The organism is Moorena sp. SIO4G3 (genome assembly GCF_010692305.1).
Lineage (GTDB): Bacteria > Cyanobacteriota > Cyanobacteriia > Cyanobacteriales > Coleofasciculaceae > Moorena > Moorena producens_A.
Genome location: NZ_JAAHIG010000139.1, coordinates 2929 through 20362 on the forward strand (window position 1 = coordinate 2929; position 17434 = coordinate 20362).

A 17434-nucleotide genomic window follows, 5' to 3' on the forward strand; every position below is an offset into this window, starting at 1 on the left:
ATCCGAGCCTTCGGTACGGTTATTAGAGGCACACTCAGATCAGCCAGACAAAATTGAGCCAACGGTGTCAACAACCTCCGATGGAACTGAGGGCTGTAATAGGGTTGCTGATGCCACGGAAGGAAACTCTTCTGCTGTGGGACTGGGCAACGGCTATACTAACCCGTTTCAGGTGTCGTCTGAGGGCGCACAAAACCTGATCAAACTTCAAACACAGCTGAACATGCAGCAGCAAGAGGAAACCAGCCAACAGGCAAGACTGATCTTGGGCAAAATTACTCCTGTCGTGTCGAAGGGACAGAAACCTGCAAAACGTGTCAAACCAAGAGTTGCCCAAAACCAAGACCTGCTTGCATCCGTGATTCAAAGCTTTGAGAGAATGCAAGAGATTGATCTTCAATAGCCATCGACTCTTACATACTTTCTTCTAAAATTCTGACCCCCAATTACAGCCTTTTCCGAATCTATGTAATCCGCCCACATAAGTTTTAACAAAGGTTGTTTGATAGTTACCAGACTACACCGTGTCAGAAAGTGCTGTAATTGACCAACAGTATCCTCTTGTGGGGGGCTGCAACAGAATCAATATAGGGAACAGGACATAACAGGATATGAAGGAACTTAATTATGTCAGGTGAATCAGAAAATTCAACTGGATCGGATCAGGTTAATTCTCAAATTACCGACTCAGTTACTCAGATTAATACAAGTGTTTTAGCTATAGCTCCCGCTCAGTCCATGGGGTTGGTTTATCAAACAATGGCCCACTCCATCAGTCTAACCATGCAAAATGCAGTCACCCATCAAAATGCAATGCAGCAGATTAATACGAGTATCATTTCAACAGCTTGCCAGCGCATTATGTCATTAGGGAAATAAGTAGGGAGTTCCTCGACCTTGAATTAATTTTTGAACTTCAAACAATTTAACACACTGGATTGACTTCCCAGGGCAAACGCATCTAAAATTATAAAAGCCTGACTCAGAATAGATTTCAAGATTAATAAGCATAAATACTTACCATATAAATCTCATATCCAGTAGACATTTCAAAATAAGATGGGTTTACCCTGATTGACTTCTGCTTAAAAACGTGAAAAAATTTCATTATCTCGCTGACTAAATTATAATTATGAGTAAAGCAGGAATAGTTAAAGCCAACATCGGATTGATTAACAAGACCAATCTCAATTCGAAAACAATTAGAAAAGAAGGGGCGGGAAAAGCCTATCAGTCTGTGTCTCAATCGATGGCAATGGTCGTACAAGATGCAGCGAATTACGAGGGAAATTTATTTTCTCTCTCTCAGGCTGCGATCGCAGTTTCGATTGAAAAAATTGTTCAAAATCCTGAAATGAACATCCCAAAATATTCCCCAGTGATTGGCTTATCTCAAGATATTGTTAATACAGGAGCCAAAACAGTTTTCAAAGTCGCAAGGAAAGCTGGACGAATTCTCGAAGATTTTCCATCTGGTGATTAAAACACGTTTGTAGAGATTTCGCACTTCGGTAAAATCTGAACTGAATTTAATTAGGAGTAAATTTTGATAGCACAAGGGGGGCAGATTCAGAATTATACACTCAAAATCCGTCAATCTGACACATTGACATAAATGTGACTAATATGAATGCGAACAAAGATAAATAAAATTCCTCCCTCGAATACGCCTGACAACTGAACCAATAGGCTGGCTCTGAGATCAGGTAGACCTTGCTCACAACACAGATAGAGGCTGTGAGTAAGTTCCTTTCCATGGAAATATCTGTAATAGGAGTAAAACGTTGTGGTAATGAATCCTCGCCCTCAAGAGCAGTATGCGGAGTCAGAAGCATTGGAAGCGGAAGCTCTCCAAGTGGAAGGCGAAATAGTTCAACCAGAGCCTCTTCTTGAAGTGGAAATCCTGCAAGAAGACGTTCTAGAAGAAGCGAGCAACACCCTAGACGACCTAGAAGTAAAAGGAATATTACCAGGATCCGAGCCTTCGGTACGGTTATTAGAGGCACACTCAGATCAGCCAGACAAAATTGAGCCAACGGTGTCAACAACCTCCGATGGAACTGAGGGCTGTAATAGGGTTGCTGATGCCACGGAAGGAAACTCTTCTGCTGTGGGACTGGGCAACGGCTATACTAACCCGTTTCAGGTGTCGTCTGAGGGCGCACAAAACCTGATCAAACTTCAAACACAGCTGAACATGCAGCAGCAAGAGGAAACCAGCCAACAGGCAAGACTGATCTTGGGCAAAATTACTCCTGTCGTGTCGAAGAGACAGAAACCTGCAAAACGTGTCAAACCAAGAGTTGCCCCAAACCAAGACCTGCTTGCATCCGTGATTCAAAGCTTTGAGAGAATGCAAGAGATTGATCTTCAATAGCCATCGACTCTTACATACTTTCTTCTAAAATTCTGACCCCCAATTACAGCCTCTTCCGAATCTATGTAATCCGCCCACATAAGTTTTAACAAAGGTTGTTTGATAGTTACCAGACTACACCGTGTTAGAAAGTGCTGTAATTGACCAACAGGATCCTCTTGTGGGGGGCTGCAACAGAATCAATATAGGGCATAGGACATAAAAGGATTATGAAGGAAAATAATTATGGAAGATGAATCAGAAAATTCAACTGAATCGGATCAGGTTAATTCTCAAATTACCGACTCAGTTACTCAGATTAATACAAGTGTTTTAGCTATCACTCCCTCTCAGTCCATGGGGTTGGTCTATCAAACAATGGCCCACTCCATCAGTCTGACAATGCAAAATGCAGTCACCCATCAAAATGGAGTGCAGCAGATTAATACGAGTGTCATTTCAACAGCTTGCCAGCGCATTATGTCATTAGGGGGTAACTAGGGAGTTCCTCGACTGAAAACACTCGATTGACCTCCGCTTAAAAATGTGACAAAATTTCATTATCTCGCTGAACTAAATTATAATAATTATGAGTAACGCAGAAATAGTTAAAGCCAGCATCGAATTGATTAACAATACCAATCTCGATCCGACAACAATTAGAAAAGAAGGGGCGGGAAAAGCCTATCAGTCTGTGGCTCAATCAATGGCAATGGTCATACAAGATGTAGTGGATTACGAGCGAAATTTAATGGCTCTCTCTCAGGCTGCGATCGGAGTTTCCATGGAAAAAATTGTTCAAAATCCTGACACAAACTTAGAAACATATTCCAAAGTGATTGACGAATCTCAAGATATTGTTAATGAAGGGGTCAAAACATTGGCTCAAGTCGGATTGGAAGCCGGACAAATTCTCAAAGATTTTCCATCTGGTGATTAAAACACGTTTGTAGAGATTTCGCACTTCGGTAAAATCTGAACTGAATTTAAATGAGGAGTATATTTTGATAGCACAAGGGGGGCAGATTCAGAATTATACACTCAAAATAAGTCAATTGACATAAGTGTGATCATAATAGGATTTATAGGAAAAGCACATTTACTAAAAAATGTGCTTTTCCTATCTGACGGAATTAGGACAGGAATGCTGAGAACAAGGGGTTGAGCCTGCTTATAAACCATTCAACCTCTGATAATAAGGAGGTCACATTTGTCGATCCTCCAGACCTGAATCCTTACATAAAAACTGATAGGGAAATCAAAGAGGTCTATTTTTTCAAAACCCAAGCGTTCGCTCTATGACGGGGAATGATCATCTTTTCCTTCTTCATCTTGATTGTCCGAAATTTCCTTTTCAATTTCCTTGTGAAGATCTTGGATAGAATTGCGAACCTGATCTGCAACATCATTGATTGTATATTCTAACGATCCATCTTTCTTATAAGCTTCAAAGACTGCATCTAAGATGGTATTAGCATTTTTGTAAACCCCATCTACATCTTTCTCCAATATTTCTTTCATTGCTTCATATTCTTGGCTTCTTCTTTCTTGTTTAGCTTCCTTTTTTTTGGATAACATTTCTTCTTTTGCTTGTCTCACAATCTCTATAGATTCGGCAACCGACTGTCTTCCCATGTCTAAGGCTTCTTGAGTAATTTGCTTTTGTTTTTCAATTTCCTGGAGCGTCGCTTCTCTAATTTTTTGGAGGGCTTCTATTTGTTGTTGGATAATCACTCGGCTGGCTTGAGATGGATCGAGGTTTGGATCTACCATTGTTATGTCACCAATTGTACTTCAAATTTTTGTTGAATTGCTTAGACTCATGCTCCCTTTATCATTATCAAACAATGGTGGCTTTGGCAATATGATGTTTGCAAGGTGGCGTTTTAATTTTTACCGAACTTCACTGTTCGAGCACTATGCCGTACTTTTCAGCATAAGAACAGAGAACATCCCTAGAAATACGATTCCCTTGTAACGCTATCAAATTTTGCTGAATTTTTTCCACACACTGTCTAGATAAATTAGCAAAAGGAACAAAATCTGGAGGTATGATCGGTTCTTGACTGTACCCGATCCAGTTCATACCAGTTGTTTCGTTCCCATTAATCGGGAATCTCGGACAAAGCACTTCAATAGGGATTCCAGCTTCTTCAAATGCTGCCACAGTTTGATACAAATGAGGTCGATCAAGCCTGCCGATAATATTTACGAAAAATCGAGAGGCGATCGCTTTCATCTGTCGGATAAATTCAACCGAATAAAAGATAGAAGGCGGTTCATGTTTACCTTCATAGGCATCTAAACAGATAAAATCAAATGGTTTTGATTGGGAGGGCTGGGGATTTACAGCAAATTTCGCCCCCCTAGCCCCCCAACTTTGCGGTGCGCTTGACCTAGGCGAATTAAATTCGCCTAGGTCAAGCGCACCGGAGGGGGAAATTGAGTTAAAGTCCCCCAGAATTGGGGGATTTAGGGGGCTGGCAGCTCTCGGTAGTGAGGTCAATTCATCTGAAAACGGCTGTAAGGTAGAGGTAATAAAAGATTTGACATCAGCTTCAACAATTTTCAACCGACCCATATCGATGTAATACTGAACTAAGGGAAAAAAGGTCAGACAGAGTTCAATCATCACCGGGTCGATTTCCACAATCGTGAGTTGCATTTGTGGAAAGTTTGCTAATAAAGATATCGCCCCCGCACCACAACCCAGTCCGATAACTAACCCGGAACCGTTGGGAATTTGACATCCCATCAATAGAAAACCAGCTACAAAAAAATTATTCGACACTGGACCAGGCCCAGATCGGCAACTTCCTTCCCATTCCTGAGCACTGGGTTGTTTGTTGTTTATACCCTGTAATTCTTCATCAACATATAATAACCGCTCTCCCGATTCGTCTAAAACTCGGATCGTTCCGAACATTCCCTCTGCTTCAGCCAAAATTACCGTTTTATTCCCATTCAGTTTGCACCATTTATCGTAAGCTTCTCCTGCTTCTTTAAATCGAGATAATTTCCTTAAAACCAGGGCTTTATTTGTGAGTGATTCTAAATGGTTTGGATTCAGGTTTAATGCCGCTTTGTAAGCTTGCAAACTGTCGGAATACTGCTGTTGTTGCGCGTAAATAACTCCCAGATTGTAAAAGGGTAAAAACTGTTGGGGAAACTGAAGGGTTAGACTACGGTTAATTTCGATCGCCCAATCAAGTTTCCCTTGATAAATTGCTGCTTTCGCAACGGCTAACCCAGTTTCCAAATAGGGATCTGGGAATAAATCTGCTTCTTCCGATGGGGATAGGGAAGGGGGATCAGCTTGTAGAATTCGATCAAGTCGAATAAAGACCTCGTTCGTATAACCGCAAGTACAGAGTTTGGGAATGACAGTAAAGGGAACGGAACCTAGTTGAAATTGCTCAACTTCCCCCAGTTGCTCAACCTGCACCGATGTACCGCAAACCAGACAGGGATGATGGTTGAAATCTGAAAGTGCTTGTTCCAAAGTATAGGGATGATAGGCGTATTTCAGGGATAATCCGGGCTGAAGTTTAATCGGGTTAGATGTCACGGTTTCAATGGGCGTATTGAGCGCCACCATAGGAGAGTCATTCCCCTAAACACCATTGATGCCTTGTGGTATGGCAGTCGAAGTAAAGTTTAAGACATCTTTTGCTCCCTGCTCCCTGCTCCCTACTCCCTTTCAAGGAAAAGACTATGTCCTAAACCATACTTCCCTTGCTATAACTACTCATAGCAAAAAATAGAGCTTGTTGAGAAAGATGTCAATTACAAGTTTCATCAAGTGTTAGGTATATGTATATTTTAACATCAGTTTTGGATAAGGAGGAGCGAAGCAGCTAGGATGAAAGTGCTAACCGTCAAGCACCCGCTTGCCCCCAGGGCTGTTTCTTGTGTCGGAATAAAATTCATGGGTGAGGGGTCGAAAGCCCCTTAAGGTCACGCAAATCGCCTTTTTTTTCTACTATTGGGTTTAATTTTAGAAAAACAGGCGCGAAACTTTTGCCACTCGGGAGGTTCAGGAAACCAAAAAATTGAGCAATGTTACAGCCCTGCCCTGACACCGGGCAATGTCGATGACCGTCAACCTAGAACAGGTATTACCTGCTTCGACTTAACCAAAACTGACGTTACTCTATTGAGCGATCAAAACTATAAATTTTCTGAGTTGTTAAATTCTCACACACTAAAGATGGTCGCTTCGTCAAGGGAAACTTCTCTCGGTCTAAGAGTATTTGTAAACTCGTCAGTGGATCCTGTCCAGAAGACACTAGAAATTCCAAGCATCTTAGCTCAGGCCATTCAATCACGCTGTCCAAAATATTAGCGATCGCATTAACATAGGGATGCTGATTAGATTGGTACCAATCTAGTGCTGCTAGCTCAGGCTGATCAAAGCCCAAGTGTACGATTAAAGCAGGTTTTTCAAAAACTGCGGATGCTACAGGTCTTGACTCCTCCTGCAATAATAAGTTCTGGCTATGAGCTAGAGACCGTAGCTTTTCTAAACGCTGATAACGTTCTGTCACCTGTTGAGGCTGGTCTTGCCAATGAATCGCTACCGTAACTAAATAGGTCTGCAATAGCAGATGACCCAGCTTCTGTGCTTTAGTTGCCAGATAGCTAGAATTGTAGTCATTGGTTTCAATCAACAATGGAACCCGACCGACTACCTCCAATCCATAACCTTTTAAACCAGCGATTTTGCGAGGATTATTGGTAATCAAGCAAATTTTCTTAACTCCTAAATCATTGAGGATTTGTGCTCCCATGCCATAGTCTCGCAGGTCAGCCGGGAATCCCAAACGTTCATTTGCTTCTACTGTATCCAGTCCCATATCTTGCAAGGAATAGGCTTTCAACTTATTCACCAAACCAATCCCTCTGCCTTCTTGCCGCAAATAAACCACGACTCCCTCACCGGAATTCTCAATAATTTTCAGCGCTGCTTGTAGTTGCATTCGACAGTCACACCGCAGAGAACCCAAGGCATCTCCAGTTAAACATTCTGAGTGCATCCGCACCATCACTTGATGATCTTTGAACTGAGTCGGGTCTCCTTTTACAACGGCAACATGCTCCGAGTGATCTAACGTGTTGCGGTAAGCGTAAATCTGGAAACTCCCAAAACTACTCGGGAATTGGGCAACAGATTCTCGATAGACAAAGCGGTCATGTTTGAGGCGGTAACTGATTAAATCAGCAATACTGATAATTTTGAGTTGATGCTTATTGGCATACTCAATCAACTCTGGCAAGCGAGCCATGGAGCCATCAGGATTTTGAATTTCACAGATTACACCCGCTGGGTATAAACCTGCCAGTCTTGATAAGTCAACCCCTGCTTCCGTATGACCAGCCCGTTTCAATACCCCTCCCTTTCTAGCACGGAGGGGAAAAATGTGACCAGGTCGTCGCAAATCACTGGGTTTGGTTATTGGGTTGATCGCAAACTGGATAGTACGAGCACGGTCTTCAGCGGAGATACCAGTCGTCACCCCTAAGTGGGGTGCTGCATCAATGCTCACAGTAAAGGCTGTCTGGTTAGTGTCTGTGTTGTTACTCACCATGAGGGGAAGGTCTAGAGCATCTAAGCGCTCCCCTGTCATCGCCAGACAAATCAACCCTCGTGCTTCCACTGCCATGAAATTAATCATGTCAGGGGTAGCAAATTGTGCAGCACAAATTAGGTCTCCTTCGTTTTCTCGATTTTCATCATCAACCACCACCACTGGGTGACCTGATTTCAGGTCTGCCAGAGCATCATCAATGCTATCAAACTTATACACATCAGTTTTCGTGGATTCCACTTGTTTGCTGCTTTTGTTTAATTTAATGAATAGGCTTGAAATCAATGGGAGCATGATCCTAGCTCATTTTCCCAAGTTTGACACTTGACGCTTAGGTGAGATGGGTGCATCTCAATGCCTGAAATTAGGCAAAAATTGCCCCGAAAATTCCCACACTTCCCACGCGCCCCCGCCCCCCTCCCCAAACTTCCCAAACTTCCCTTCTTTTTTACAAATATTGAGATGCACCCGGTTAGATGTTCTTGGTCACTAGTATAGTCTATAGCTTGTTTTAAGCTGACCGCTAAGGGCTGATAGCTGAATGCTTACGAAATCACAACTGGTCTTGTGGCACTAAAATGTTGCCAATAACTGAGGGATTAGGGTAAACTTAGTCAGTTTTTACGATCCTTTGCTAGGGGATAATTTTTGTTAGTGATCGGATTGACTAACAGATGTGACAACTGCACAAATAGTGCTAAAACAGGACGTAGAAAACTGAGCCACTGTTCGCAAGACAGTGAATGAAAATGCCTGTGGAGATGGTCTGACGGGGACTGAGCTTGTTCTTGGTCTAGTCAAGAGTCCCCCAAGCAGGTGTATACTCAGCCCCAAGGTTGAGAATCTCCCACTGAGCCAGCAATTAGCCATTAGTGGGGGATGATGTCAAAGCTCTTACCCTATAGGAAAGGAACATGATGGGGGATTTAGAACGCCTGCCAGTAGGCATAATTGGTGCTTCTGGTTATGGTGGCGTACAACTTGTAAGGCTCTTGATGGATCACCCAGGAGTCGATGTAGTTTATTTGGGTGGAAAAAGCAGTGCTGGCAAGGCATTTACTGAGCTTTACCCTCATCTAGGCCATCGTGTTAATCTAACCATTGAGCCTATTGACACAGATACTATTGTATCTCGTTGTCAAGTAGTGTTTCTGTCGTTGCCTAACGGTTTAGCCCATAAGCTAGCACCATCACTGTTATCAAAAGGATTAAAAGTTCTCGATCTCTCAGCTGACTATCGATTTAGTAAACTGGAGACTTACAAAAGCTGGTACGGTGGAGAGCGCCACGACCAAGAAACCGCTGCTACTGCTGTTTATGGTTTACCAGAACTGTATCGCGATCGCATTTCCTCTGCCGAGTTAGTCGGTTGTCCTGGTTGCTACGTCACAAGCAGCCTGCTCGCCCTTGCTCCCCTGCTCAAACAGGGTCTGATTATTCCAGACACTGCTATTATCGATGCTAAATCTGGCACCTCTGGGGGTGGACGCGAGGCAAAAACCAATCTCTTACTAGCAGAAGCTGACAGCTCTCTGGCCCCTTATGGCGTGACCCATCACCGCCATACCCCAGAAATTGAGCAAATTTGCAGTCATTTAGCCAGTCATGAAGTCAGGGTGCAATTTACACCCCACCTCGTTCCCATGGTACGGGGAATCCTAGCTACCGTTTATGCCACATTGCAGGATCCGGGACTAGTCAGGGAAGATTTATTCACCATTTACACAGCCTTTTACCGCGCCTCTCCCTTTGTCCGGGTGTTACCCAGTGGCACCTATCCCCAAACCAAGTGGGCTTGTGGCACTAATCTTTGTTACATAGGGGTAGAAGTCGATACCCGAACTGACCGAGTTATCGTGATGTCAGCCATCGACAACTTGCTCAAAGGTCAAGCTGGTCAAGCCGTACAGTGCTTGAATCTGATGATGGGTTGGGACGAAACCCTAGGCTTACCTCAACTGAGTTTTTATCCGTGAATCGGTTGTGGGACGGATGTGCAGAAGAAAGCAGAAGTAGGGGGAGATAGGAAAAAACCATTTCTCCGACACTCCCCACCAAATAACTTTGGCCTATTGACCACCCGTGCGCGTTCACCCTTCACCCTTCACCCTTCACCCTTCAACCTCCTAACCTTCTAACCTTCAACCTCCTAACCTTCAACCTCCTAACCTTCTAACCTTCAACCTCCAACCTTCAACCTTCAACCTTCAACCTTCAACCAAATAACCTTAAACTTTCAACCTTCAACCCTGACACAGCGGTCCCATGCCACAAGTTCCAGCATAAATGGCGCGATCGCCTAATTCATCTTCAATCCGCAGCAACTGGTTATACTTAGCCACCCGTTCACTACGGCACAGTGAACCTGTTTTAATTTGACCGGCACGAGTAGCAACGGCTAGATCAGCAATGGTAGTATCTTCAGTTTCCCCAGAACGGTGACTAATCACAGAACGGAAACCGTTGCGAGTAGCTAAGTCAATGGTTTCAAGAGTTTCGGTCAAGGAACCAATTTGATTGAGCTTAATCAAGATCGAGTTACCCGCACCGACATCAATACCTTTTTGTAGCCTGGTGGGATTGGTAACAAATAGGTCGTCACCCACTAACTGAATTCGGGAACCCAGTTTTTCAGTAAGTAACTGCCAATTACTCCAATCCTCTTCGTGGAGTCCATCTTCAATAGAAACAATGGGGTATTGCCCCACCAACTCAGCTAGATAGTTAACAAACTCCTCTGGGGAGTGAGATGCGCCATCATAGACATACTGAGCGTCTTTGTAAAACTCGCTGGCAGCCACATCCATCGCTAAAGCGATTTGTTCCCCTGGCTTATACCCAGATGTTTCTATAGCCGCAATCAATAAGTCTAGGGCTTCTTTATTTGACCCCAAGTTGGGAGCAAAGCCACCTTCATCTCCCACACCGGTAAGCAATTTTTTCTCTTTCAATACCTTAGCCAAGGCGGCAAAAACCTCAGCTCCCCAGCGCAGAGCCTCTCGAAATGACTGGGCTCCCACTGGTACAATCATGAATTCCTGAAAATCTACATTATTATCCGCATGAGCACCACCGTTGATAACATTCATCAACGGAACTGGTAGTAGATTAGCGAGTGGTCCACCTAAGTAGCGGTAGAGGGGGAGTCCTTTACTGGCCGCCGCCGCCTTAGCTGTAGCTAGGGAAATAGCTAGGATGGCATTTGCTCCCATATTCTTTTTGTTGGCAGAACCATCCCGACGAATCATCTTGTGGTCAAGCAACATTTGGTTGAGAGCATCGTTTTCCAATAGCTCCGGGCCGAGTTTTTCTTTGATATTCGATACTGCCTTGAGTACCCCTTTACCACCGTAGCGACGGGGATCATTATCTCGTAGTTCATGGGCTTCAAAAGTACCAGTAGAAGCACCACTGGGAACTTGGGCAATTCCCACGGCACCGCTAACAAGGCGCACTTGGGCTTCTACTGTTGGACGTCCACGAGAATCTAATATCTCTCTGGCATCAATTGCCGCAATTGCAGTTTCTGATTTAGTCAACATGCTTTTTCCTCTAATTCTGTAAAGATTGCAACTGCCTTAATCGTTAAATCGCCCTAGGATAAGAAAGGCTTTGGCCGTTGGCCACGCTAGGCGAATGGCCACGCTACGCGAACAGAACGTTACTTGTTTTCAATCTCCTAGTTAATCAATCATGTCAGCCATCTCAGCCCTTAGGAGCTGTGAGCTATCCGCTGTCTTGATGCAGTCGCTCATGGGGGGAACCCCCAAGACCGTAATGGTGCTTTTTCCGTTGGCGAATTAAATTCGCCACGGGTCGCACCTCTGCATCGCTATTAGCTATCAGCTATTATCCATGGTTGAAAAGCTGACTCCTTGGTGCTGATAACTGGGTGCTTATAACTTAATGCTTACGATGAGAGTGTGCCACTTTAAGGTTTGGAACATCAACAGTACACAGTTTTCTATACCTAGAGTATTGTTGATATAATCGCCCTAAATGTTTCCACCATACTAATGGTGATATGGCTCACGAAAATTGGTGAAAATAATCACAATTATTTTAGAGTTGGCTCACAAATAACTAAAATTATTTTAAATAAGCTAGGGGAAGACTAGTTAAGATGACTAGAGTTTCAGGACTCTTACTGACCGGTTGTTAAGGGCAATAATATACTATATGACTTCCTCCCCACTTCAGAAATTTGTATTTAGGCCAGCATTGATTTCAGCAACAGTATTTGCTGCGCTGACGTTACCCGTAGGCTGGTTCGGTGCTCAGCCATTATCCATTAAAGTACAGGAGGAGCAACTATACTACGGTAATGTGCGAGATGCGGCAACGCCTTACCTGACCTTAGCAACGGTGATTAGCCTAGGAGCTGGTATGGCCAGTGTTGCCATAGCAGGATGGCAACACTCTGCTCAACAGTCATCTCAACTTCAGTCACAGCTATCAGATCTAGCACAACAAATTCAGAAAAAGGAAGAATTATTAGAAAAACTTAGGCTTTCAGAATCCCAGCAGGACGTTCCTCAACACAAGCCTTTAGAAAATAAGATCGAGAATCAGACATCGCCACAGCAGCCAATTAACTACACCGTATATACTAGTTCTAGCTTCCAGTCAAACCGTAAACCACTGGTGACAAAGACTGGGTCTACAGAAAATCAACCAGTAGCTAAATCTGCGGTGAAGGTGCCAGCCAAAACTGTTGAGTACACGGGATTGGCCGTAGGCCACGCTACGCGAACGCATACTGGTGTGGGTAATGGTCAACCCCATACTGGGGTTAAATCCTATTCTGAAGTAGTATCATTACCATCGCAAGATATTCAGCAACTTCAAAGTCAGCTGCAACAGGCCAAAGCTCAGATGACAGCGATGCAAAAGGTTTTGCAAAAGAAACACTTTGTGTCTACTTGAACACCAACGTTATGTCTAGTCCATCACCCATCGACCCCCAAACCCCATCGGGATTGGCCGTTGACCACGCTAAGCAATCAGAATTCGAGCTAAATCTGCTCAAACAGGAATATTTTTTCCTGCAAACTACTGTAGAAGATTACAATAAACAAATCTGGGTGATTAAAGCCTTGGGGATTACGGCCACTGGTGTGGTTGTGCGCATGGTCTTAAAAGAGAAAGACAATAGCATCGCCCTGATTGGGTGTGCTATTCCCCTGTTTTTCTGGATTCTAGAAAGTCAATGGAAACACTTTCAGCGTGGTTTCTATCCCCGTTTGGTACAAATTGAAGAAATTTTGACTCAGGAGTGTAATTTGCGCAGCCCAGCTATTTTCACTGGCTGGAGTCGTACCTTTAAGCGCAGTAATACTCCCAAACGTCAAGGCTATCTTTGGGATGGTTTATTAAACCGTAGCGTTTGCATTACTTATCTGTTAGAAATTGCCTTTCTTTTGGTATTATCGTTAATTAGGTTTTAGGAATTAGAAGTGTTGAACAGGGAACAGGGAACAGGGAATCGGGAATCGGGAATCGGGAATCGGGAATCGGGAATCGGGAAGAAATGCTTCCCTATTGTGGCGATTATAAATGAGTATAAAATAATTGCTGGGAAGCTTACTAAGTAAGGCTTTTATTGATTTAAAAAAGCAATTTTCATAAAAATTGCTTTTTATTGTATAGATACAGTACCTTTGTGGAATCCCTTGCTATTTAAGGGGTAATCGCTCATTTAAACTAGTTATTGAGTATAATCAGTCTAGGATAGGCATTGATCATAACACCTAAAAACACTCATATCTTTTTCCTACTGTTCCCAGATCCGCTGCTCCCTGTTCCCTAAAACCCAGGACGAAATACCTCAGCCAATTGAGAACTGCTACATATGCGCGTAATCATCCAACGAGTCAAATCCTCTCAAGTCGAAGTAGACAGAAGAGTTATTGGGAAAATAGGGCGAGGGCTGAACCTACTAGTCGGTATTGCGGATACTGATACGGAAGCTGAATTAGACTGGATGGCGCGAAAGTGTCTAGATTTAAGGCTATTTCCAGACGAGACTACTGGTAATGACCGTTGGGAAAAGTCGGTGCAGGATATAGGTGGTGAGCTATTGGTGGTTAGCCAGTTTACCCTTTACGGAGATTGTCGCAAAGGACGCCGCCCTTCCTTTAGTCAGTCCGCTGCTCCAGAATACGCTAGGGCACTATATCAACTATTTGTGGATAAGTTACGGATGAGTGGGTTGCGGGTAGAAACTGGTGAGTTTGGTGCGATGATGGATGTTTCTATAGAAAATGATGGTCCTGTGACACTGTTGTTGGAGAAAGAAGCATTAGTAAGGTAAGGGAATAGGGAATAGGGAATAGGGAACAGGGAGTGTGGGAAGTTTGGGGAGATGGGGAGATGGGGAGATGGGAAACATTTTTATCCCTCTTCTGTCACTCTCCGAAAAGGCTTGCCTTTTCGGAGTCTGCCGAGTATAGGCCAGGCAAGCGATAGCGTAATTTTTTCCGAGTAGCAATTCTGGAGAGTGTGAAATTGACCAAAATGCGATCGCAACACTCTATATCACCTAGTATACCTTGGCTCTAGAATTTCCTAATCATAGCAGAAACCGGAAAGTGACAGAAGAGGGTTATAGCGTTTATCATACTGACGAGGTACAGGAAATTTTCGTCTTACGCCGATTCCCGACTCCCGATTCCCGACTCCCGACTCAATACAAGTCAATGGAATAATAATCCAAACCACCAAGTCCTGGACCCTGAGTCCACCGTGAATCAGGTTTCCAAGCACCATTTTCTTCTTCCCGGCGGCGAGTGCGGACAGTGAGCTGATTATCGTTAATTTTCAGTAGATTATATTGCCAGGGATAAGCGGATCGTAGTTCAAAGGTTGGTGCGCCAAAGGTGCCAGCACAAATTCCATCGAGTTTGCGCCCACCTGGGATTTTGTCGTAACTGAAAACGCTGGCTTGGGCTTTGTGGATGTGTCCGTGGAGGAACAAGCGAAATTCAGCAACAGCGAGTTGTTCCATGAATCCTTGGTCGGTAATCCTATCGCTTCGGTCACTATTCAGGGGATGGTGCCAAACCGCTAGTTTCAGGCAGTTGTCGTAGTCTGGGTTACGACGAATCTCGGTCAGGGCATTGCTCAGAGCACCGGAGTGGATGCTAGCACGGGCTCTGAAGTGGTGGTCCAGTTGCCAAGCCGAGTTTAGTCCTAGGATCAGCAAGTTTTGCTCTGGCAAATAATCGATAATGGCTTGCTGGTCATAGTCTAGGGGATAGGGTTGACCTTTGATAGCTTGATAGAATTGGCTGAAGTGGGCAAAGCGTTGTTGGTATTTGGCTTCGTCTCGGACTCGAATCACATCTTCACCTTTGATGTAGTGACCGTCTTTGAGTTCACCATCGTAGTCTTCGAGATCCAATAACTGATAAGCTTGCTTTGCTAGTTTCCAGTTGAGGTCATGGTTACCAGGGACTATAACAATTTGCTTGGGGTCTAGGTCGGGGAAGTCTAGGCGGAGGTTGTCGAGAAACTGTTGTGCAGCCTGGTATTCTTCTGTAGTGGAATAATTCGCTATATCACCGGAGAGGATCAGAGCATCAAGGTTAGGGATTTGAAGGTCTTCGGTGAGGTCTTGGGCGAGTTGGTTTGACCAAAGGGTAGCTTCCTCACTAGTGGTGATGTGGAGGTCCGAGAGGTGGAGGATGTATATGGTTTGAGTGGGAATAAGTTTGGGAGGATCGGCTTTGGGAGTGGGTTTGGGAGAATAGGTTGGGTTGTAGAATTGGCAGCGTTCTTGAATAGCGTTAAGGGCATCCATGGTGTACTGAAAAATCTCTTCATTGTGAGTTGCTGCAAATTCTTGCTTTTTCAGGAGATTCATGAGTTTAGGAATAAGAGCTGATTCCTAAAGTAAAGATTAAGAGGCTAATCGACGAATCATCAATCGAATTAGAGACCCATAAATCATTGCCTCACTATTCTCGACATGCATCTCGTAATCTTTGCTCAGACGGCGATACCGATTTAACCATCCAAAAGTTCTCTCAACCACCCAACGTTTGGGTAAAATCTCAAAAGTGTCAGTAAGACGTTTAATGACCTCGACACCCGCCCCACAGAGTTGCCGAACAACCCGTGCAAAGTTCTGACCCGAATATCCTCCATCTACCCAAACTATTTCTGTCTGAGAAAGTTCTTCTGAGTTTTCGCGTTCTTACTGTAGCTGCTCCCAAACGTTCTGGGGCATTGCCTTCAGTCACTAACACCCCAATCATGCTTACCTTGAGAATCTACTACCAAATGGCGTTTACGACCTTTGACTTTCTTGCCGCCATCGTACCCGTAAACCTCCCCCTTTTTTCCGTCGTTTCTACCGACTGTGAGTCTGCGATCGCTACTGTTGATTTTTCAAATCGTCCCAACTTTTCTCGGAGTTGGTGTCGTAGTGTGTCATGGATTTTCGGCCCATATCCTAGGCGTTCCCATTTCTGGAAATATTTGTATACTGTCCCGTGATGGGGGAAATCGTGGGGCAACATTTCCCACTGACAACCAGTGCGCTGTACATAGAAGACTCCATTGAGAATTTCTCTGAGGTCTACGGTTCTAGGTCTTCCAAATCCTTGGGGAAGCGGTAACAACGGTTTAATAATTTCCCACTCTCGGTCACTGAGATCGCTAGGGTAAAGTCGGCGGTGTGGTTTGGCAACTTCTGGAAGACGACTCATCAAACTTTTCTTCTCTAGAGTTAGCAATATTGAGGTGAGTGTGCTGAGCTTACTTCCTTTTGCTCGCTGTCCAGTTTTCCTTTATTTTTTCTTTAGGAATCAGCTCTAATAGCTTCTGTCCCAATTTGCTGGAGAGCTCCTGCAGCTCTTAGCAGAACCGTACTATCCGTCATGAGTTCTATCCCAATTTCCCCCTGAGCAAATTCCGTTCTGCTACGCACCAAATAGTCGTTATTATGCAGGCATTTAATTAACGGATTTATCGCTAATTCTGTGCCAATTTTTCCCAAAGCTTCTGCTGCACTACTACGCACAAAATACTCGTCATCATCTAGGCATTTAATTAAGGGCTCTATTGTCGCTTCTTTCCCAATCTTTCCTAGAGCATATGTTGCTCTAAAACGCACATATGATTCATCATCATCCAGGCATTTAATTAACGGATCAATGGCCAATTCTTTGCCAATTTTGCCCAGAGCATCTACCACCTGGTTGACTGACAAAACTATTCAGCAGCATACTTGTACGTTTGTATTTTGAATTCCAGCCGATAACATCGTTTCTGATCTTGTTTTCGCGAAGCTATCACCGGGTCAGGGTCTTGATTAGTTGTGAAACACACCCGTCTCCTTAGTGTCCAGCCATTCTCGCTCATAGGCTTTGATCCACTCCAAACCCTACCGAAAGTAGCTGTTACCCCGCGCACCAGTGAGTATCGACCCACCGACGCTTACCCGTTTCTACAATCCTCAACACCAAGAGCTGTGACGCAAACGAGT

At 44.1% G+C, this 17434-nt stretch carries 20 protein-coding genes and 1 pseudogene; 14 read left to right on the forward strand and 7 right to left on the reverse strand.

The window, feature by feature from the left end:
• The 6 genes from F6J99_RS22740 to F6J99_RS22765 form a co-directional block, all read left to right on the forward strand.
• The coding region (locus F6J99_RS22740) for a hypothetical protein (RefSeq protein ID WP_293115555.1) at positions 1–403 on the forward strand (403 nt) is incomplete at its 5' end.
• Positions 404–627: 224 nt separating this feature from the next.
• On the forward strand, positions 628–879 hold the full coding sequence (locus F6J99_RS22745; protein WP_293115557.1) for a RebB family R body protein: 252 nt from the start codon (positions 628–630) through the stop codon (positions 877–879).
• Between the two features lie 253 nt (positions 880–1132).
• Positions 1133–1483 (forward strand): hypothetical protein, encoded by a 351-nt coding sequence (locus F6J99_RS22750; RefSeq protein ID WP_293115559.1) that lies wholly within the window; start codon positions 1133–1135, stop codon positions 1481–1483.
• 309 nt (positions 1484–1792) lie between these two features.
• Positions 1793–2377, forward strand: a complete 585-nt coding sequence (locus F6J99_RS22755; protein ID WP_293115561.1) for a hypothetical protein — start codon at positions 1793–1795, stop codon at positions 2375–2377.
• Between the two features lie 225 nt (positions 2378–2602).
• Positions 2603–2857: a RebB family R body protein gene (locus F6J99_RS22760; RefSeq protein ID WP_293115563.1), complete on the forward strand. Its 255-nt coding sequence runs from the start codon at positions 2603–2605 to the stop codon at positions 2855–2857.
• Between the two features lie 88 nt (positions 2858–2945).
• Positions 2946–3296, forward strand: a complete 351-nt coding sequence (locus F6J99_RS22765) for a hypothetical protein (RefSeq protein ID WP_293115565.1) — start codon at positions 2946–2948, stop codon at positions 3294–3296.
• Between the two features lie 356 nt (positions 3297–3652).
• Here the strand turns inward: F6J99_RS22765 and F6J99_RS22770 are convergent, their stop codons facing one another.
• Both F6J99_RS22770 and F6J99_RS22775 read right to left on the reverse strand, forming a co-directional pair.
• Positions 3653–4129, reverse strand: a complete 477-nt coding sequence (locus F6J99_RS22770) for a hypothetical protein (RefSeq protein WP_293115567.1) — start codon at positions 4127–4129, stop codon at positions 3653–3655.
• Between the two features lie 130 nt (positions 4130–4259).
• Complete coding sequence (locus F6J99_RS22775; protein ID WP_293115569.1) at positions 4260–5954, reverse strand: tetratricopeptide repeat protein; 1695 nt, start codon at positions 5952–5954, stop codon at positions 4260–4262.
• A gap of 40 nt (positions 5955–5994) precedes the next feature.
• Here F6J99_RS22775 and F6J99_RS22780 point away from each other — a divergent pair, with 40 nt between their 5' ends.
• Positions 5995–6120 (forward strand): hypothetical protein, encoded by a 126-nt coding sequence (locus F6J99_RS22780; protein ID WP_293115571.1) that lies wholly within the window; start codon positions 5995–5997, stop codon positions 6118–6120.
• Positions 6121–6504: 384 nt separating this feature from the next.
• On the opposite strand, the gene ribBA is transcribed toward F6J99_RS22780, so the two are convergent.
• Positions 6505–8184 (reverse strand): bifunctional 3,4-dihydroxy-2-butanone-4-phosphate synthase/GTP cyclohydrolase II, encoded by a 1680-nt coding sequence (ribBA, locus tag F6J99_RS22785; protein ID WP_293115573.1) that lies wholly within the window; start codon positions 8182–8184, stop codon positions 6505–6507.
• 677 nt (positions 8185–8861) lie between these two features.
• Here ribBA and argC point away from each other — a divergent pair.
• On the forward strand, positions 8862–9920 hold the full coding sequence (gene argC / locus F6J99_RS22790) for an N-acetyl-gamma-glutamyl-phosphate reductase (protein WP_293115575.1): 1059 nt from the start codon (positions 8862–8864) through the stop codon (positions 9918–9920).
• 267 nt (positions 9921–10187) lie between these two features.
• Here the strand turns inward: argC and eno are convergent, their stop codons facing one another.
• A complete protein-coding gene (eno, locus tag F6J99_RS22795) occupies positions 10188–11486 on the reverse strand; it encodes a phosphopyruvate hydratase (RefSeq protein ID WP_070393646.1) in 1299 nt (432 codons plus the stop codon).
• 637 nt (positions 11487–12123) lie between these two features.
• Between eno and F6J99_RS22800 the strand changes: the two genes are divergently transcribed.
• From F6J99_RS22800 to F6J99_RS22825, 6 genes are all read left to right on the forward strand, one after another.
• Positions 12124–12870, forward strand: a complete 747-nt coding sequence (locus F6J99_RS22800; RefSeq protein ID WP_293115578.1) for a hypothetical protein — start codon at positions 12124–12126, stop codon at positions 12868–12870.
• Between the two features lie 11 nt (positions 12871–12881).
• On the forward strand, positions 12882–13391 hold the full coding sequence (locus F6J99_RS22805; protein ID WP_070393648.1) for a hypothetical protein: 510 nt from the start codon (positions 12882–12884) through the stop codon (positions 13389–13391).
• Positions 13392–13403: 12 nt separating this feature from the next.
• On the forward strand, positions 13404–13538 hold the full coding sequence (locus F6J99_RS22810; RefSeq protein ID WP_293115581.1) for a hypothetical protein: 135 nt from the start codon (positions 13404–13406) through the stop codon (positions 13536–13538).
• A gap of 257 nt (positions 13539–13795) precedes the next feature.
• Positions 13796–14257 (forward strand): D-aminoacyl-tRNA deacylase, encoded by a 462-nt coding sequence (gene dtd / locus F6J99_RS22815; RefSeq protein ID WP_293115583.1) that lies wholly within the window; start codon positions 13796–13798, stop codon positions 14255–14257.
• A gap of 51 nt (positions 14258–14308) precedes the next feature.
• On the forward strand, positions 14309–14431 hold the full coding sequence (locus F6J99_RS22820; RefSeq protein WP_293115585.1) for a hypothetical protein: 123 nt from the start codon (positions 14309–14311) through the stop codon (positions 14429–14431).
• Between the two features lie 64 nt (positions 14432–14495).
• The gene (locus F6J99_RS22825) at positions 14496–14651 is read left to right on the forward strand and encodes a hypothetical protein (protein WP_293115587.1); all 156 of its coding nucleotides are present in this window, start codon (positions 14496–14498) and stop codon (positions 14649–14651) included.
• On the opposite strand, the gene F6J99_RS22830 is transcribed toward F6J99_RS22825, so the two are convergent.
• The 3 genes and pseudogenes from F6J99_RS22830 to F6J99_RS22840 form a co-directional block, all read right to left on the reverse strand.
• Complete coding sequence (locus F6J99_RS22830; protein WP_293115589.1) at positions 14630–15808, reverse strand: metallophosphoesterase; 1179 nt, start codon at positions 15806–15808, stop codon at positions 14630–14632. The genes F6J99_RS22825 and F6J99_RS22830 overlap by 22 nt on opposite strands.
• Before the next feature lie 36 nt (positions 15809–15844).
• Positions 15845–16655 (reverse strand): annotated as a pseudogene (locus F6J99_RS22835) (IS5 family transposase).
• A 92-nt stretch (positions 16656–16747) separates the two neighbouring features.
• Positions 16748–17158, reverse strand: coding sequence for a HEAT repeat domain-containing protein (locus tag F6J99_RS22840; protein ID WP_293115591.1), 411 nt, complete (start codon positions 17156–17158; stop codon positions 16748–16750).
• Between the last annotated feature and the right edge of the window lie 276 nt (positions 17159–17434).

Bases quoted from the DNA above. Each gene is read 5' to 3' on its own strand.
- F6J99_RS22830 (WP_293115589.1), bottom strand. From the start codon at position 15,808: ATGAATCTCCTGAAAAAGCAAGAATTTGCAGCAACTCACAATGAAGAG.
- F6J99_RS22805 (WP_070393648.1), top strand. From the start codon at position 12,882: ATGTCTAGTCCATCACCCATCGACCCCCAAACCCCATCGGGATTGGCC.
- F6J99_RS22775 (WP_293115569.1), bottom strand. From the start codon at position 5,954: ATGGTGGCGCTCAATACGCCCATTGAAACCGTGACATCTAACCCGATT.
- F6J99_RS22800 (WP_293115578.1), top strand. From the start codon at position 12,124: ATGACTTCCTCCCCACTTCAGAAATTTGTATTTAGGCCAGCATTGATT.
- F6J99_RS22760 (WP_293115563.1), top strand. From the start codon at position 2,603: ATGGAAGATGAATCAGAAAATTCAACTGAATCGGATCAGGTTAATTCT.
- F6J99_RS22780 (WP_293115571.1), top strand. From the start codon at position 5,995: ATGGCAGTCGAAGTAAAGTTTAAGACATCTTTTGCTCCCTGCTCCCTG.
- dtd (WP_293115583.1), top strand. From the start codon at position 13,796: ATGCGCGTAATCATCCAACGAGTCAAATCCTCTCAAGTCGAAGTAGAC.
- F6J99_RS22750 (WP_293115559.1), top strand. From the start codon at position 1,133: ATGAGTAAAGCAGGAATAGTTAAAGCCAACATCGGATTGATTAACAAG.
- F6J99_RS22755 (WP_293115561.1), top strand. From the start codon at position 1,793: ATGAATCCTCGCCCTCAAGAGCAGTATGCGGAGTCAGAAGCATTGGAA.
- F6J99_RS22765 (WP_293115565.1), top strand. From the start codon at position 2,946: ATGAGTAACGCAGAAATAGTTAAAGCCAGCATCGAATTGATTAACAAT.
- argC (WP_293115575.1), top strand. From the start codon at position 8,862: ATGGGGGATTTAGAACGCCTGCCAGTAGGCATAATTGGTGCTTCTGGT.
- F6J99_RS22770 (WP_293115567.1), bottom strand. From the start codon at position 4,129: ATGGTAGATCCAAACCTCGATCCATCTCAAGCCAGCCGAGTGATTATC.
- F6J99_RS22745 (WP_293115557.1), top strand. From the start codon at position 628: ATGTCAGGTGAATCAGAAAATTCAACTGGATCGGATCAGGTTAATTCT.
- eno (WP_070393646.1), bottom strand. From the start codon at position 11,486: ATGTTGACTAAATCAGAAACTGCAATTGCGGCAATTGATGCCAGAGAG.
- F6J99_RS22820 (WP_293115585.1), top strand. From the start codon at position 14,309: ATGGGGAGATGGGGAGATGGGAAACATTTTTATCCCTCTTCTGTCACT.